Genomic DNA, 17,058 nt, shown 5'->3' on the forward strand with positions numbered 1-17,058 from the left:
TTACTGGGTCTTCGCGGTGGCATCCATCTGCGGGAACGGACCGACGTAACCCACATAGGCGCGCGCCTGCGCCGGGTCGGTCAGCTTGTCTTCGTCGCTCTCGCCATAGGGGTGCTGGATGACCGCCATCAGGTAGCCGTGGCCGTTGACGTTCGGGTACCAGTAGGTCGAGGTGGTTTCCGAACCGTAGGGCGTCGACAGGATGCGGGTCAGTTCCTTGGTGTCGGTGTTCATCGCCCAGATCGCGTCGTTCTGGTGGCCCGAACCGGTGTCTTCACCGATGATCAGCGTGTTGTAGCCCGGGATGTAGGTGATGTTGTCCGGGTTCGCGATGCCGTTGATATCGCAGCTGTTCAGCTCGGCCGTGTCGCCGCACATGTCATGCGCCGGGTCGCAGCTTGCGTCCTGCGCCTTGACCTTGTGCTCTTCGGTGAGCGGCTTGCCCGAGATCAGACCCATCATCTTCGTCGCGGTGAACTTGTCGTCCAGCGAGAGCGAATAGACCGTGCCGCACTTGTTCTTGGGCAGTTTGATCGCGTTCATCCCGCCCAGATCCTGCTTGGCACCGTCTTCCATGCCCTTCTCGACAGCCGACATCGACAGATACATCTGATGCTTGTCGGCGTCGTAGGTGATGCCTTCCATCTTGCGGAACTCGGTCGTGGCGCCCTTCATCGAGGCGTAGCGACGGGTTTCCAGACGCGAGGCGATCGCATCCATGCCGTCCTTGACCTTCAGACACTCGGGGTTGCCTTCGGCGTTCGAGGCCGAGAAGCCGTCGGCGCAGGAACCGTCCTCGCCCATCTCGGCGGTCTCGAAGAGATCCGAGAACTGGGTGCCGGCTTCGATCGCCTTCTGGATCGTCGCGTCGTCGGCATGGCCCAGATCGACCCATTCCAGATCGGCCGCGCCGCCATTTTCTGCCGAGGTCTGGTTCCACTTGGCCGCGTAAAGCGTCCCGGCGCTCAGGTCGCCTGCATTGTCGGCTTCAAAGCGGAACAGGCCGACATTGGTGCCGTCATCCGAGATATAGGCGGTTTTCTGGTCGGGCATGACATAGGCCAGCTCGACAGCCACACGGCCCATCGCGAAATGCTTGTCAGCCTTGGCCGAGCCGTCTTCCGAGACGGTGATCTCGGTCGGGTAGCCATAGCGGTAGGGCTTATACGCGTCGCGGAACTGCTCGAGGCTCATGCCCTCGGGGTTCACGCCCGCATAGCGCACCATCGGGAAATCGTAATCGTCGATCTCGTCGAGCGAGGTCGCCGCTTCGATCGCGCGCGCATCTGCCGGATATTCTTCCGAACCCAGATGGGTCTCCCACGGCGTCACGGACCCCGCGCAGGGCACCCAGAGACCGTGATATTCGGAGAAGTCGATCGGCTTGGTGGAGACCAGCTTCAGGTTGCCGTCCGCATCCTGGCTGACTTCGCTGAGATACATCGCACCGGGGCGCGATTCAAAATGCGTCACCGAATAGAGCTTGTCGCCCTGACGGAGGAGCGAGGTGAAATCGGCGGAGTCCGAGATATGCTCGGAGCCGTCGGCCGACTTGACCGGGTTGCCGTCCTTGTCGGTCAGCAGGGCGAAGGTGTTGTCACCGATCTTGTCGCCCGAGCGCGCCATCACGTGATAGCCGATCTTGTAATCCTTGCCGTCGATGGTGACGGTGTCGGAAGCGATGGCCTGACGTTTGGCGGCGTCGTCCTTGGCGAAAGGAACGGGCGAGAAAGAGATGTCACCGGCATGCGCCGCAAGCGGCAGCACAGCGATAGCGGTGGCTTGGAGGAGGGTCGTACGAAGCGACATGGCTGATCCCTTGGCTAGTTGCGTTCACGACGCTCCTAACGGCGAAGTGATTCCCTTTTGTGACAATCTGGCGCTTTCGTGATCCTGGCCTCGACCATGGGCGGAGGCCGCGCGTGGCTCGGCCCGCACTGACCTGCGCCTCGAGCGAAAATAGACCCTATTCCAGCATGATTTTGTGTTTTCGGCCCTGTCTGGCACAGGCACGGTTCGGCCCGCGCGACGCCAAGCGCCTGAGACGCAACAGCTTTCAGCAAAGCGCGCAGCCCGCGTTGCGATCACGCAGGGCTTGAGCAATGGTGAATGAAACGAGGAGTAGCGCGTGAGAGAAACGGCGAAATTCGCGGTCAGCCTGTTCGGGCGGCTGTTCCAATCGAATATCACCCTCGTGTCGGCGGGGGTCGCCTTCTATTCCATGCTCGCGATCTTCCCCGGCATCTCCGCGACCATCGCGCTGTGGAGCGCGTTTGCCGATCCGACCGTGATCCGCACCTATCTCAACGTGGCGGATGATTTCATCCCGCCCGAAGCCTATGCGCTGATCAACGACCAGATTCAGAACTGGCTGATCGGGCCGCGCGCGACAATCGGGCTCGGCGTCGTGATCTCCGCCGCCGTGACCCTGTTCTCGGCCCGCGCGGGCGTCGCGGCGCTGGTGCTCAGCCTCAACGTGATCCACGGCACCCGGCCCCGCGCGACGATCTGGAGCTTCATCATGGGCTACCTGATGACCATCGCGCTGGTCGGCGTGATGCTGGCCGCGATGGCCACGGTGGTCGTCGTGCCCGTCGTCATCAACTTCCTGCCTTTCCACGAATATTCCAAGATCCTGCTCTCGGGCCTGCCATGGGCGGCGATGCTTTTGCTGATGCTGACCGCGCTCGGCATTCTCTATCGCTATGGCCCGAACACCGAGGGCAAGCGCGATCCGATCCTGACGCTCGGCGCGGTTCTGGCGACGGCGCTCTGGGGGCTCAGCTCGATCGGGCTGACCTTCTACCTGTCGAATTTCGGCAATTACAACAAGATCTACGGCTCGATCGGGGCGGTGATCGCGCTTCTCGTCTGGCTCTATCTCAGCGCCTTCTCGGTGCTGATGGGGGCGGCGCTGAACGCCGAACTCGCCGCCTTCCGCAAGCGTCGCGCGCAAGAGAAACTGCGCGACGCAATCGAGGGCGACGACGAGGCTAAGGGCGAGAAAGCCTCATCCTCATAAGTTTCACTTATTTCCAGACGCGGAAATGAAGTGAAACTTATGGATCAGTAGTTCTTCTCGAAATAGAGGCCGATGCCGCTCTTGCCGTCGGAGCCGACGGTCCCGCGCGCGGTGAGGCTCTTGGTCACATCGAGATTGAGGTTGATCTGGGAGGTGCCGTCGCCGCCCACCGTGACATCGGTATAGATATTGTCCGACAGGTATTTCCCGACCTTGAGCTGGGTGTTGCCCTGCGCATCGGTCGAGACGTCGAAATCATCCAGCCCGAAATTCTTCCGCAGATTGCCGATGATCCCCTCACCGCCCTTGCCCGCGAGCGTCGCGACCGCCGAGGCCAGCTGCGCCGCCTGCGAGGGCGAGAGATTGTCGATGGACCGCCCGAAGATCAGCCGCGCCAGAACCTCGTCCTGCGGCAGCTCGGGCGAGGAGGTGAAGGTCACCTGCGGCGCATCCGCCTGCCCCTGAATGTTGATCGAGATCGTGTAATCGTCCTGCGTCGTCGTCGCGGTGAAGTCGATATAGGGCACCAGCGCGCCTTGCAGCGCGATCCGGCCCTGATCGAGCGTGAAGCGCTGCCCCAGAATGTCGAGCCGCCCGCGCACGAGCGAGAACTGCCCGATCGGGATCACGTTCGCCGTGGTGCCGGTGATCCGCAGCGAGCCGCCAAGCTCTGCATCGAGCCCCCGGCCGCGCACGAAGATGCCGCGCTCGGAGGCGATGGTGACATCGAGCGGGAAGGACGGACCGGAGGCCTTCGCACCACCGCTCGCATCGCTCTGGCCATTGTTCAGCAGGCTCGCACGCTTCAGCGTCTCGCGCACCGCCGCGCTTTCGCCGACATGCTCGATCCCGTCGGGCACCGAAGCCCCGCCGCCGACGCCCGAGGAGGGCACCCGCAATTCGGTATCGCTCAGCGTGATGCGCCCGGCGATTTTCGCACCGCCGGTCAGCGGGCCGTCCATCGTGATCGTGCCCGACGCGCGCGTGTCATACAGCTCGGGATCCTTCAGCCGCGCGCGGTCGAAACGGATCGTCAGATTGCCGTTATAGGGCGCGGAGAGGTTGATCGGGCCGTTGACGGTGATTTGCCCGCCCGTGCCCAGCCGCCCGGTCACGCCAAGCTGCGCGCTGCCATTCGAAAGCTGCACGCGCGTGTCGACGTTTTCCAGAACCATGCCGAGATTGGGCGCGACAACCTTCGCGCCATTCGACGTCACCGTGCCCGACAGTGCCGCGAGCCCCGGTTTGCCGTTCATCCGCAGATCGAAGCTGAGCGGGCCCTGGACCGAGCGCGGCTCGATGAAGCTGTTGGCGAGCGCGGTCTGCGCCTGCCCGGTGATCGAGAGATCGGCATCGGCGAAATTCGTCGCCATGCGCCCCGAGACCTTCGCGTCCAAGCCGCCCGGCCCGGTGCCCGAGAGGTTCAGATTATACCCAGAGCCATCCTCGGTGACCGTGCCCGACACCGTCACCGGTCCCGGGAAGCCCGGCGCGAGCAGCGCGGCATTGGCGAGGCGCGCGTTCAGGTCGACCTTGCGCGAGGTCTCGCCCGCGGTCCCCTTGGCGGAGACGTCGAGCTGCGGGTTCTTCAGGTCGAGGTTCTGCACTTCGACCGCGCCGTTCGCATATTTGGCCTGCAGCGAGAGGTTCGTCGTGCCCGCCAGCAACTTGTCCGCCTCGGGCTGACCGATTGCGAGGGATTTGCCGGTGCCGTCGAGCGTCAGCCCATAGGTCGCGCCATCCATCGTCGCCGTCGCATCAGCCACGAGCGTACCGCCATATTTCGCGCCCAGCACCGACAGATCCTTGGTGTCGAGATGCGCGGTCACCTTGCCCTTGTCGCCGTCGAGATTGCCCTGCGCCTGCAGCTCTCCCGCTGCGGTTTTCACGTCGAGCGAGTCGAGCGTCATGCTGGCATCGCTGCGCGAGCCCGAGACCGAAATCTCCGACCGTCCGGCCAGTGCGCGGTCCACCTCGGGGATACCGATCGCGAGGGAATTGCCGGTGCCTTTGAGCGTCACGCCATAGGTGCCGCCATTCAGCGTCACAGTCGCATCGGCGGCCAACTTGCCGCCATATTGATCGCCCAGCAGCGAAAGGTCATTGGTATCGAGCGTGGCGGTCAGTTTGCCGTTCTCGCTCGCCAGATCGCCCTGCGCCTGAAGCGTGCCGGCGCTTGTCTGCACGTTGAGCGAATCCAGCGTCAGCCCGGTCTCATCCCGCTTGGCCGAGATCGCGATTTCCGACCGGCCCGCCAGCGCACGATCCGCCTGCGGCTGGTCGATCGAGATGTCCTGACCGACGAGGTTGAGATTGGCGTCGAAGGCACCGCTGAGAACGGTGTATTTCCCCGCGACCGTCATCCGTGCCGCGCCGCCGAGATCACGCCCCGCCAGACCCGAGAGCATCGAGAGGTTCGAATGGTCGATCTGCGCCGCGCCCTCGATGGTGACGCCCTCGCTGATATTGTCGATCGTGAGGTTCGAATTCAGGCTGTAGCCGGTGCCCTTCAGCGCCAATTGCGACAAGCGCAGCGGCTTGTCCTGCTGCCACGAGAACACGGTGCGCAGGGTGACGGCGCTGCCCGCGGCGGCGCTCAGCTTCGGATCGGACAGCTCCAGCCCGTTGATGCCCAAGAGCACCGTGCCACCCGCAGAGGGCGGCGAAGCCTGCCGGATGCGGCCCGAACCCGAGAGGTTCGCGGTCAGCATCTTGGTGCCATCCTCGCGGCGCAGCTGGTTCAGACGGCCCGTCAGTTTCCAGCCATCGCCTTCGGCCTTGTCATAAGAGAGATCGAGCGTGCCCGATTGCACATAGGTTTTCGGCCCCGAGATCGGCAGCAGCACCTCTTGGCCATCGCCGAGGCCGAGCTTGGCGGTGAGGTCGAATTTCACCGGCATGTTGTTGGCGCCAGTCTGCGCCGAGCCGTTCAGCTGCAGCGCGCGCGATTTCAGATCGAGCGTATTGAGCGTCGTCTGTCCCGAGGCCGTGCGCGTGCCATCCGCGACCAGCGCGACCTCGTTGCCGAAGAATTCATGGTAATCGGGCGGCAGGAGCGGGCGGATATCGCCGCCCAGCGCGACGGAGAAGGTCGTAACCTTGTCGCTCCCTTCGGGTGCGCCGTCGGGCAGTTTGCTGCCCACCGAGACCTGCCCCGCCAGACGCTGCTGACCTTCGGTGCTCAGCACGATATCGGCGGTAAAATCGTCAAGCGGGCCCTTGCCCGAAACGGCGAGCGTCATCGCCGGATTGCCCGGAAGGCCGACTTTCTGGACGATGATCCCGTTCTTGCCCTCGTCCACCAGCAGGTCGAGGCCCAGTTCACGCGTGGCGTTTTCGTAGGATGCGGTAAGGGAGAACTGGCCCTTCTTGTTGTCGATCCGGGTGATGTCGAGCTTGGCATTGCCCTCGCCCCCTGCGAGCGACATCGAGCCAGAGACTTTGACCGTCGCCTCTTGTCCGAGGATTGGCTCGCCGAGGATCACCTTCTTCGCGTCGATCTTGCCGATCTGCACCGAGACGGGCAGGTCGGGAAGCTGGAACGGCTTGGCCTCGGGGCTGGGAGCGGTCGAGCTGCTCTCGGAGGTCGGCAGGCGCGGCAGGTCGATCTCGGCGGCGGAGAGCTCGTCAATCTCGATCTTGCCGGTCAGCAGCGCCGTGCGGTTCCACTGGAGTGCGCCATCCTTGATCGTGATCCACGCGCCGTCCTTGTCGGAGATCGTGAGCTGATCGAAGGTCGCCCGCGAACTGAGCGCCCCCGAGAACCCGTCGAGCCGCACGGTGCGCCCGGCGCCCGAGAGGTTATCCTCGATCAGACCGGTCAGATAGGAGCGGTCGCGCTGCGTTTGCTCGTCGGTCGCGGCCCCTGCCCCGTCCGCGGTCTGCGGCGTGCTGTCCTGCGCGGTGGCGACCAGCGGCGTGAGGCAGAAGGCGAGAAGGATAGCGAAACGTTTCATCAGAAGGCCTGCCCGATACCGATATAGAGTTGCGCCCCCGATCCGGTGCCGCCCGAGACCGGGAAGCCGACGTCGAGGCGGATCGGGCCGATGCCCGTCTTGTAGCGCAGGCCGAGACCCGCGCCCGCCTGCGAGCCCGAGTCGCCGCCGCCCGCGATATAGCCGTAATCGTAGAAGGCGACCGCGCCGATCTTGTCGGTGATCCCGATGCGGGCTTCGCCCTGGAAGCCCACGAATTCAGTGCCGCCGGTTTTCAGCGTGCCGCCGTCGAGCACTTCGACGCCAAGCGACTGGTAAGGCTGGCCGCGCACGGTGCCACCGCCGCCCGAATAGAACAGATAGTCGCGCGGGGTTTCCTCGAGATCGGACCCATAGACCCCGCCAAGCTGCACGCGGCCCGCGAGCACGAAGCGATCGTTCTGTCCGAAGCCCCGATAGGCGCGCAGATCGCCCGTGACCTGCGCCCCGGTCCCGGTATCGCCGCCGATCCCGACGAAGGGCGTCACGCCCGCCTGAATGAAATAGCCCTTGGTCGGATCGAGCTTGTTGTCGCGATCGTCCCAGGTGAGTTTCGTCGGCAGATAGACCTGACGGAAATAGGTTTGCCCCGAGTCGTCGGTCACCTTGGACCAGCCGTAATTGATCGAGACGTCGCCGGTCAGCTTGTCGTTGAAGATCCGCGTCAGACCGAAGCCGATATCGAAGGCGTTCTCGGTGTAATCCTCTTCGTTCTTCTGGCTGATCTCGGTGGTGATATAGGCGCTGGTTTCCGGGTTGAAGGTCGCCGGGCGGTCGATCCGCGCGCCGATCGAGTAATCCGTGCCCCCCGTCGCGCCGCCGATGCCGGAAATGCCCGCATCGACGCGGAAGCGTTCGCCGCCGCCGAAGAGGTTGCGGTGCAGCCAGTAGCCGTTGAGGCCGAGCCCGTCGCTGGTGCTGAGTTCCGCGCCGAGGCCGATCTTGCGTTTCTTCTGCTCGACCACGGCAAGGTTCACATCGAGGCTGTCATCGGGGTTGAGTGTCTTCGCCTCGGTGATCGCGACCGAGGAGAAAATCCCGGTGCGCTGCAGCCGCGACTGAACCTGATCCAGCTTCTTCGGGTCGTAGACCTCGCCCGTCGGGAAGCCCGCGATCTCGCGCAGGCGCTTCGTGCGCAAGCGCTTGTTGCCGGAGGTCTCGAGCCGCCCGAAGGTCACCAGCGGCCCCGGTGCCAGGCGCACGTCGGAGGCCAGCTGATTGGCGCGGTGATCCGCGACGATGTTCTGATAGGAGACTTCGGCCTTGGCGTGTCCCGCATCGCGCCAGCCGGTCGTCGCCGCGCTCGCCGCATCGACGATCACGCCCGATTTCGCGACCGCCCCGACCTTGTAGCCCTCGGGCAGATCGGTTTTCGGCGCGACCGGCGCGATATCGGCGCGCGAGAAGGTAAATTCGGGGCCCGGCGTCACGGTCACGGTGACGTTGTTCACCGTGGAAGGCGCATCGAGCGGCGGGATCGTGGCGGCCTCGCGCCCGTCGAGCTTGATCGACACGGTGCCGGAATACCGCCCCTCGGCGAACAGCGCCGAAACGATCCGGTTATAGTCGGCGCGCGCCTCGGAGAGCACGTCCTGCGCGTCCTTGCTGTCGTCTTCTGCAGATTGCACCAGAAGCGATGCGCCCTTGATCGTATTGCGCAGATCGTCCGACGCGCCGGGGGTATTGAACTTCAACGAATATGCGAGTGCCGGGGTCGCGAGGATCGCAAGCGCCGCCACGCTCAAATGAAAAACTCGGATGGTCTTCAGTCCCATTACTCATGCCCCCGCCCAATCGAGAGCAGAGTTACAGGTAAGCGGTACGAAAGCTAGGGCAAGCGCGGAATTCCGCGTAGCAATTTAAGGCAATCGGCAGAAATCCCCGCCGCTCAGCAGATCAGGGCGGGCAGGATGCGGGAGATATGCTCCTGCATGTAAAACCGCAGCCAGCGCGAGAACCGATCGGGATAGCGCCGCACCTCGGCCCCGAGGTCGTAAAGTCCGATCCAGCGGGTCTCCGAGACCAGCTCGGGATCGGGATTCACGGTGAGGCCGCGCTGCGCATAGGCGATGTAGATGTCGGTTACTTCGTGCTCGACGAGCCCGTCGCCGATATCCATCCGGTATTCGATACGGTCGGCATGGGCAGGATAGAGCCCCTCGATGCCCAGCTCCTCGCGCAGCCGCCGCCGCGCGCAGGTCTCGGGACGCTCCCCCCAATCGGGGTGACTGCAGCAGGTATTCGACCAGAGACCGGGAGATTGCAGGCAGTTTTCCGAGCGCTTCTGCAAAAGAAGCTTTTCGCCATCCATGACGAAAATAGAAACCGCCCGGTGGCGGATCCCTTCGCGATGCGCATCCATCACATCGACAGGGGCGAGCGTGCCCTCGATCCATGCCTGTATCTGGCCCATGATACCTCTTTTGAATCCGGTGATCCTGTCCGGGTCGCGGACGGGATCACCGTTACAAAATGGGTCCGTGACAGGCCAGAGTCACGGTGTCAGCTTGTCCCTGAGGCACGATGCCGCGCCTCAGGCCAGCTTGACGAATCAGACCGTCGTGGGCGCCTCGGTCTGCTGACGACGCGCCAGTTCGTTGCGATACAGCGCGACGAAATCGACGATCTCGAGGTTGAAGGGCGGGAAGCCACCGTCGCGGGTCACATCCGAGACGATGCGGCGCACGAAGGGGAACAGCTGACGCGGGCATTCGATCAGCAGGAACGGATGAAGCTGATCTTCCGGCACGCCCTCGACGTGGAAGATGCCGCCGTAATCGAGCTCGAGCAGGTAGAGCGTCGCGCCGTCCGACTTGTTGTTCGCGGTGATCTTGAACTTGGTGATCACCTCGTATTGATGCTCGGCGTTGCGCTTCTTGGCGTCGAGCGACACCTGCACCTGCATCTCGGGCTGGATGTCGCTGGTCTGCACGCCTTTCGTGGCGACGTTGTTCTCGAAGGACATGTCGCGCGTGAATTGCGCGAGGATGTTCATGCGCAGCCCTTGTTGCTCTTGCTGCGGATCCGCGGCGCCGTTGGTCCCGCCATTTGCTTCGTCAGTCATCGACCTCTCCCAAAATTATTTGTGCGAGGTTTAGCACCGGCAGAAAGAAGCCTCAATTCTCAATGACGCGTCCAGCCGGACGGCCCGTCGGAGGGCTTGCCGTTGGGATCGTCGCGATGGGTCATCTCCTCGACCTCTTCGGCATCGAGGATCTCCGGATCGCGCGGGCGGTGCGGAGGCTCGCGGCGCGGATCGTATTGGGTCGTCGTCCGGTATGCGCCGCCCATCTCGAATCGCTGCACCTTCACCCGGCTCGCTGCGGCTTTCATCACCCAGTCACGAATTCCGGGGATCAGCAGCAGGATCCCGACCGTATCGGTAAAGAAGCCCGGCGTCAGCAGCAGCACCCCGGCCACGAGGATCATCGCGCCATGCGCCAGCGGGCGCGACGGGTCGCTCAATTCATTGAGCGAGCTGCGCAGATCGTTGAGCGCACGCGCCCCTTCCCGGCGGACCAGCGACGTGCCGACGATCGCGGTCAGCAACACGATCCCCAGCGTCGGCCACAGGCCGATGAGCCCGCCCACTTGAATGAACAGACCGATCTCGATCAGCGGCACGGCCAGAAAGGCCAGAAAGATCCACATGGCATCCTCTTTTATCGCGTCTCCGGGCAAGCTGCGCCGGTGGACTTGAACTAGTTGACGCCTTACATAAGTAGCCATTGACCTAGAAACAAACATGAAGCCAAACACAGGGGTCTCGATGTCCGGTGCCGTCATTCAGCTTATCGTCCTCGCGGCGATTGCGATCTTCCTGATTTTCAAGCTGAAAAGCGTGCTCGGGACCCGTGAGGGCTATGAAAAGCCGATCGCGCCCGAAACGCCGGACACGCCGACGCCGAAGCGCGATTTCGACGTGATCGAAGGCGGTCCCGATCACGATATCATCGACAATGTGCCCGAAGGCTCGACCGCCGCCGTGGCGCTGGCCGCGATGAAACGGGTCGAGCCGAGCTTCTCGGTCTCGGAATTCCTGCAAGGCGCGCGCGGCGCTTACGAGATGATTCTGATGGCTTTCGAGACCGGCGATCTGGAAAAGGTCCGCCCCTTCCTGTCCGCCGAGGTCTACGAGGCCTTCGAGGGCGCCGTGGAAGCGCGCAAGGAGAAAGGTCTCGACGTTCAGGCGGAATTCCTCGGCCTGCGCGAGTTGGTGCTGAGCAATGCCGATTTCGACCACTCCACGAAAGAGGCCGAAGTGACCGTGCGCTTCGGGGCCGAGATCATCTCGGTTGCGCGCGATGCCGCCGGAGAGGTGGTCGAGGGCGATCCCAAATCGCCGCGCAAGCAGCGTGACATCTGGACCTTCGCCCGCACAATGGGTGCGAATGACCCGAACTGGCAGCTCGTCGCCACGGGCGGCTGAAGCCGGTGGCGCTGTCCTTCGCCGATATTCCCGGATGGACCCGGGACGATCACGCCGCCGCTTGGGCGGCGTTTTGCGTTACGGCCGATCTCTATGGGATGGACACCGCCGGGCTGGACGATGCCAGAACCGCCTTCGAGACCTATTTCGCCCCCTATGAAATCGCCCCCGAGGGGGCCGCGCATTTCACCGGATATTACGAACCCGAACTGCCCGGCGCGCGGGAGAAATCCGACCGCTTCGCCTGGCCGCTTTACGCGAAACCGGGTGAAATAGGGTCTAATTCGCCGTGGTATACCCGCGCCGAGATCGCGGCGGGCGATCTACTGGCGGGGCACGAACTGATTTGGCTGGAGAGCCCGATCGAGGCCTATCTCGCGCAGGTGCAAGGCTCGCTGCGGGTGCGGTTTGAAGATGGCGGCAGCCTGCGGCTGGGGTTCGACGGCAAGAACGGGCATCCCTACCGCTCGATCGGCAAGGAGCTGATCGCGCGCGGCGCAGCCCCGCCCGAGGAGATGACGCCCGAGTTCATCCGACGCTGGGCCGCCGAGAACCCCGATCAGCTGCAAGGACTGCTCGATCACAACCCCTCTTTCGTATTCTTCCGGGTGCTGGATATCCCGGGCGACACCGGCCCCCTGGGCGCGATGGGGCGTCCGGTGAGCGCAGGACGCAGTCTCGCCGTAGACCCCGAGGTCGTGCCGCTGGGCAGCCCGGTCTGGATCGACTGCCCCGGCTTTGGGCAGCGGTTGATGGTGGCGCAGGACGTGGGCTCTGCGATCAAGGGCGCGGGGCGCGGCGATATCTTCATTGGCACCGGCCTAGATGCCGGGCGCATCGCGGGCGCGATCAACGCCAAGGGCCGGATGATCGGCTTGCGGAGGCGCGCATGAGCCGCAAACGCAAACTCAGCCCCGAAGAACGCGCGCTGTGGGATCGCGTGGCGTCGACCACGGAGAATTACCGCCCGAAAAAGGCCGATCCCGCCGAATTAGAGTCTTTTCTGACGCCCAAACCCAAGCCGAAACCGAAGGCCGAGGGGCTGCGCAGTTTCGAGATGGGTCAGCACGCCAAGCCCTCGTCCAGCCGTCACGATCTGGCCCCGGAGCCGGGCGAGCATCTCGCACGTCAGCCCGTCACGATGGACCGCAAGGCGCATAAGGCGATGACGCGCGGCAAGCTGAAGCCCGAAGGCGTGCTCGATCTGCACGGGCTGACTCTGGCCGAGGCGCATCCCGAACTGATCCGCTTCATCCTGAATTCGCAAAGCCACGGCAAGCGGCTGGTGCTTGTGATCACAGGCAAGGGCAAGCGCGGCGACGATGACGGCCCGATCCCGCGGCGGGTGGGCGTGCTACGCCATCAGGTGCCGCAATGGCTGCGGATGATGCCGCTCGCGCCCGCCGTCATGCAGATCAACGAGGCGCATCTGAAACATGGCGGCGCGGGCGCCTATTACGTCTATCTGCGCCGGATCCGCTAACCGCCCGAGATCGGCGCGAGGATGATCTGCGTCGTATTCTCGACCGTCAGCACCACAGCATCGCCCAGCCCCGTGCGCCCGAACTGTTCGACCTCGAGCACCTCGGCCACTTTCTGCGCGCTGTCGAGCAACCGGATCAGCGCAGGCGAGGTGACGACGTTGAAATGCCCGTCGCCGGTGTTGAAGGCCGAGACATTGATCAGCGTCACCTTGTAGTGCGCGATGCTGGAGACGTCTTCCAGATTGCCCAGCCGGTCGCGCTTGCCCGACAGCCGCGCCGAGAGTTGCAGCGCGCGATCCTTCGCGGAGGTGAAGATGATGAACGGCTGCGGCAGCGCGCCGATCGCGTCGGCCTGCGTCTTGAACACATCCACCGCGATGTCCGGCGAGATCAGGACCACCCCGGAAATCGTCGAAAATCGACCCTGTTTCCGCGTAATCGCCTCCTGACGCAGCACCTCCATCACCAGTTCCGCGCCCAGCGAATGGCCCACGATCAGGATGCGTTTCGCCCCCGCCGCGTTCAGATCGTCGATCAATTTCTCCAGCCCGTCGCGCGCGAAGAGCACCGAATCCCGGTCGTAGGCATAGCCCAGCACATTCGCCCGCGACGGCCAGGAATAATGCACCAGCACGCCGGGCAGATCGAAATCCGCGCCCATCTGCGCCATCCGGTACAGCCCCTCGGCGAAGGAGTTGTTGAAGCCGTGGACGAACAGCACCGCCTGCCCGTCATGTTTGCGCAGCGCCGTGCGCAGCTCCGACTGGAACGCGGGGCGCTTCATGTCGATCTCGGATTGCGAGACGAGGAACTGCTTGTCCGGGTCGACCGGCGACGTGTCAGTCATCGGATAGGCGATCTCGGCCACCTCGCGATCCGGCGGCGTGGCGACATCGAAGCGCGCGAGCCGCAGTTGCTGGCTGCGCGCGGCGCCGAAGGGTTGCCCGGTCTGCGGATCGGGCGCCCGGGTCGAGCCCACGAAAATCGAGCGCGCATCGGCGACCGGGTGATCGAGATAGGCAAGCCGCCCACGCGGTGCGCAGGCGGCCAAGCTCAGCATCAAGATTACGATCAGAAACCGCACCATCGCCCGCGCCTCGCATCCCTCCCGCAGGAGGATAACAGAGCGCGCGCGAGGTGCCAGTGCCCTAGAGGACGTAGCGGCTCAAATCGGTGTCGCGGGTCAGATCGCCCAGCTCGTTCTCGACGAATTCCGCATCCACCGTCACCTGCTGACCCGAGCGGTCGGGCGCGGTGAAGGACAGCTCCTCGAACACCCGTTCCATGACGGTATAGAGCCGTCGTGCGCCGATATTCTCGACCGATTGATTGACCTCCGCCGCGATCCGGGCGAGCGCCGCGATGCCGTCTTCGGTGAAGGCGACCTCGACCTCTTCGGTCTTCATCAGCGCCTGATACTGGCGGGTCAGCGCGTTGTCGGTCTCCGACAGGATGCGGGTGAAGTCCTGCTCGGTCAGCGCCTGCAGCTCCACGCGGATCGGCAGACGGCCCTGCAGTTCGGGCAGCAGGTCCGAGGGTTTCGCGATGTGGAACGCGCCCGAGGCGATGAAGAGGATATGATCGGTCTTCACCGGGCCGAGCTTGGTCGAAACGGTCGTGCCCTCGATCAGCGGCAGCAGGTCGCGCTGCACGCCCTCGCGCGAGACATCGGCCCCGCGCGCATCCGAGCGCGCCGTGACCTTGTCGATCTCGTCGATGAAGACCATGCCGGAATGCTGCACGGCCTCGAGGGCTGCGGTTTTCACCGTCTCGTCGTCGAGAAGCTTGTCGGCCTCTTCCGAGATCAGCGTCTCGTAGCTCTCCGAGACGGTCATCTTGCGCCGCGTGGTGCGGTTGCCGCCGAAGGCTTTGAACAGGTCCTGAAGCCCCTGCATCTGCTGTTCCATGCCCGGCTGACCGCCCATCATCCCGAGCGGCATGCCGCCGGACTGATCTGCCACATCGAGCTCGATGATCTTGTCGTCGAGCTCGCCATCGCGGAGCTTCTTGCGGAACATCTCGCGGGTGCTTTCGCGCGCATCGGTGCCGGCGAGCGCGGCGATCACACGATCCTCGGCGGCCTGATGCGCCTTCGCCTTCACCTCTTCGCGCATGTAGTCGCGGGTCTGCACCATCGCGACATCGGCCAGATCGCGGATGATCTGCTCCACGTCACGACCGACATAGCCGACCTCGGTGAACTTCGTGGCCTCGACCTTCAGGAAAGGCGCGCGGGCCAGTTTCGCCAGACGGCGCGAGATCTCGGTCTTGCCGACGCCAGTCGGGCCGATCATCAGGATGTTCTTCGGATAAACCTCTTCGCGCAGATCGTCGGGCAGTTGCTGACGGCGCCAACGGTTGCGCAGCGCAACGGCGACGGCGCGCTTGGCGTCCTTCTGGCCGATGATGAAACGGTCGAGTTCCGAGACGATTTCGCGGGGGGTCAGATCGGTCATGGATTACTCCGTGGCATAGGGCGGCAGGCGGTGCTTGCCGGGAAAATTGGGAAGCGCGCGCATCAGGCGCGTGCGCAGCTCGGTCCAGAACGAGCCGAGCGCGGTGAGAAAGAGGCCGATCAGGATCAGCGTGATCCACCAGCTGCGCGGATCGGCGGCGTCGCCGAAAGCGTAGAAGCTGAGAAAGATCATGTAGCCGATCCCGGCCGTGAAGAAGGAGCGCCGATCGATGATCAGCGCCAGCGCGGCAAAGACGGCCAACGTGGCGAGCAGCAGCACATAGCCCGTGCCCGGCCCCATCTTGTAGAAGGTCAGCGCGAGCGTGTTGACCAGCGCGGGGGCTGCCAGAACGTGCAGCCAGAAGCCCGAGGCCGATTGCCGACCCAGCCGATGCGGGTCGCGCATGTCGAACCAGATGCCGCCCGCTAGCGCCAAGAGCCCGAAGACCAGCATCGCCAGCGACAGCGCCGAGCCGTTGGACAGATCAAACAGGTCGACCGTCTGCGAAATCGGCGCTTCGGGGTCGAAGCCTTTTGCGAAGGACAGAAGCAGGCCCAGCCCGCAAAGCCCCACGAGGAACATCGAGAACGGCACCCGGTAGCGCAGGAACCACGCAATCAGCGCGACGGCCGTCGCGACCAGCGCGAGATCGAAGTTCGGGGCTTCGGCGATGAAGCGCATCCCGAGGATCGGAATGCCGAGGAAGCTCGCCAGCACCGCCCCGCCCAGCGTGAGCGTCAGCAGGATCGAGGGCAGCACCATGCGGCGCTTGCGGGTGAAATATTCGCCCAGCAGCGCGATCAGCGGGATCAGCATCGCGTAACCCAGCTTGCCGCCCGCAAAGAGGAGGAAGCCGAACGACCCGGTGATCAGGATGCCGAGGCCGACGGTCACGAAGATCTCGGCGAAACCTTTGAACAGCTCGAACGGTTCGTCCTCGGCCGGAAGGGCCGCGCGACCGGCGAGGCGGTTACTGGCCAGCGCCATCACGGACGCGGCCTGCGCCTCGTTGATATGGCCAGCCGCGACCGCCGCGCGCAGATCGTCGCGCGTCAGCTCAGCCACCGATGCTCTCCACCGTCAGATTGCCGTTGGTGTAGACGCAGATGTCCGATGCGATCGCCATCGCCTTGCGCGCGACCGCCTCGGCGTCGAGATCGGTTTCCATCAGCCCGCGCGCCGCGGCGAGGGCGAAATTGCCGCCCGAGCCGATCGCGGCGATGCCGTGTTCCGGCTCCAGCACGTCGCCCGCGCCGGTCAGAACGTAGAGATCCTTGCCATCGGTCACGATCAGCATCGCTTCGAGATTGCGCAGGTATTTGTCCATGCGCCAATCCTTCGCCAGCTCCACGCAACCGCGCATCAGCTGACCGGGCGAAGCCTCGAGCTTCTTCTCCAGCCGCTCCAGCAGGGTGAACGCATCCGCGGTCGAGCCTGCAAAGCCCGCCACGATGTCGTGACCGCCGGGGCTCAGGCGGCGCACCTTGCGCGCCGAACCCTTGATGACGGTCTGGCCAAGGCTGACCTGCCCGTCGCCCGCGACCACCACTTTTCCACCCTTGCGGATGCCGATGATCGTCGTGCCGTGCCAGCCCGGGAATTTCTCTTCGGCCATGTTAGTCCTCCGTTTGCGCCAAAGATATGTAACCCGCAGGCCGGGGCTGCAACCCCGCTTGCCGGTGCGTGAGCCTGC

14 protein-coding genes are annotated in these 17,058 nt (G+C 64.3%); 4 read left to right on the top strand and 10 right to left on the bottom strand.

Translation table 11 applies throughout. From position 1 onward, the window contains the following. Positions 1-1,809, bottom strand: coding sequence for an alkaline phosphatase PhoX (locus BMI86_RS10870; RefSeq protein ID WP_078541433.1), 1,809 nt, complete (start codon positions 1,807-1,809; stop codon positions 1-3). A 319-nt stretch (positions 1,810-2,128) separates the two neighbouring features. On the opposite strand from BMI86_RS10870, the gene BMI86_RS10875 reads away from it, so the two are divergent. Further along, positions 2,129-3,022 (top strand): YihY/virulence factor BrkB family protein, encoded by an 894-nt coding sequence (locus BMI86_RS10875; protein ID WP_078541434.1) that lies wholly within the window; start codon positions 2,129-2,131, stop codon positions 3,020-3,022. Positions 3,023-3,066: 44 nt separating this feature from the next. Here BMI86_RS10875 and BMI86_RS10880 read toward each other — a convergent pair whose 3' ends face one another. The 5 genes from BMI86_RS10880 to BMI86_RS10900 all read right to left on the bottom strand — a co-directional run bounded on the left by BMI86_RS10880 (position 3,067) and on the right by BMI86_RS10900 (position 10,647). After that, positions 3,067-6,978, bottom strand: coding sequence for a translocation/assembly module TamB domain-containing protein (locus tag BMI86_RS10880; RefSeq protein WP_078541435.1), 3,912 nt, complete (start codon positions 6,976-6,978; stop codon positions 3,067-3,069). Then, positions 6,978-8,771, bottom strand: coding sequence for an autotransporter assembly complex family protein (locus BMI86_RS10885; protein WP_078541436.1), 1,794 nt, complete (start codon positions 8,769-8,771; stop codon positions 6,978-6,980). The genes BMI86_RS10880 and BMI86_RS10885 overlap by 1 nt, the downstream gene beginning before the upstream one ends. A 113-nt stretch (positions 8,772-8,884) precedes the next feature. Next, positions 8,885-9,412: an NUDIX domain-containing protein gene (locus BMI86_RS10890; protein WP_143594772.1), complete on the bottom strand. Its 528-nt coding sequence runs from the start codon at positions 9,410-9,412 to the stop codon at positions 8,885-8,887. Positions 9,413-9,547: 135 nt separating this feature from the next. Further along, positions 9,548-10,060 carry a protein-export chaperone SecB gene (gene secB, locus BMI86_RS10895; protein WP_078541438.1) on the bottom strand — a complete coding sequence of 171 codons (513 nt, stop codon included), beginning with the start codon at positions 10,058-10,060 and terminating at the stop codon, positions 9,548-9,550. Between the two features lie 59 nt (positions 10,061-10,119). After that, complete coding sequence (locus BMI86_RS10900; RefSeq protein ID WP_078541439.1) at positions 10,120-10,647, bottom strand: FxsA family protein; 528 nt, start codon at positions 10,645-10,647, stop codon at positions 10,120-10,122. A 118-nt stretch (positions 10,648-10,765) separates the two neighbouring features. On the opposite strand from BMI86_RS10900, the gene BMI86_RS10905 reads away from it, so the two are divergent. The 3 genes from BMI86_RS10905 to BMI86_RS10915 are packed head-to-tail and all read left to right on the top strand — an operon-like array spanning position 10,766 to position 12,908. Further along, positions 10,766-11,425, top strand: coding sequence for a Tim44/TimA family putative adaptor protein (locus BMI86_RS10905; protein ID WP_078522789.1), 660 nt, complete (start codon positions 10,766-10,768; stop codon positions 11,423-11,425). 5 nt (positions 11,426-11,430) lie between these two features. Further along, complete coding sequence (locus BMI86_RS10910) at positions 11,431-12,318, top strand: MltA domain-containing protein (RefSeq protein WP_246831694.1); 888 nt, start codon at positions 11,431-11,433, stop codon at positions 12,316-12,318. After that, positions 12,315-12,908, top strand: a complete 594-nt coding sequence (locus tag BMI86_RS10915) for a Smr/MutS family protein (protein ID WP_078541440.1) — start codon at positions 12,315-12,317, stop codon at positions 12,906-12,908. The genes BMI86_RS10910 and BMI86_RS10915 overlap by 4 nt, the downstream gene beginning before the upstream one ends. Here BMI86_RS10915 and BMI86_RS10920 read toward each other — a convergent pair. The 4 genes from BMI86_RS10920 to hslV form a co-directional block, all read right to left on the bottom strand. Continuing rightward, a complete protein-coding gene (locus tag BMI86_RS10920; protein WP_078541441.1) occupies positions 12,905-13,996 on the bottom strand; it encodes an alpha/beta fold hydrolase in 1,092 nt (363 codons plus the stop codon). The genes BMI86_RS10915 and BMI86_RS10920 overlap by 4 nt on opposite strands. Positions 13,997-14,057: 61 nt before the next feature. After that, a complete protein-coding gene (gene hslU / locus BMI86_RS10925; protein ID WP_078541442.1) occupies positions 14,058-15,365 on the bottom strand; it encodes an ATP-dependent protease ATPase subunit HslU in 1,308 nt (435 codons plus the stop codon). 3 nt (positions 15,366-15,368) lie between these two features. Further along, positions 15,369-16,430 (bottom strand): hypothetical protein, encoded by a 1,062-nt coding sequence (locus BMI86_RS10930; protein ID WP_078541443.1) that lies wholly within the window; start codon positions 16,428-16,430, stop codon positions 15,369-15,371. Next, the gene (gene hslV, locus BMI86_RS10935; RefSeq protein ID WP_078522728.1) at positions 16,423-16,980 is read right to left on the bottom strand and encodes an ATP-dependent protease subunit HslV; all 558 of its coding nucleotides are present in this window, start codon (positions 16,978-16,980) and stop codon (positions 16,423-16,425) included. Before hslV ends, BMI86_RS10930 begins: the two co-directional genes overlap by 8 nt. Positions 16,981-17,058 lie beyond the last annotated feature (78 nt).

This window comes from Thioclava sp. DLFJ5-1 (genome assembly GCF_002020115.1).
Lineage (GTDB): Bacteria > Pseudomonadota > Alphaproteobacteria > Rhodobacterales > Rhodobacteraceae > Thioclava > Thioclava sediminum.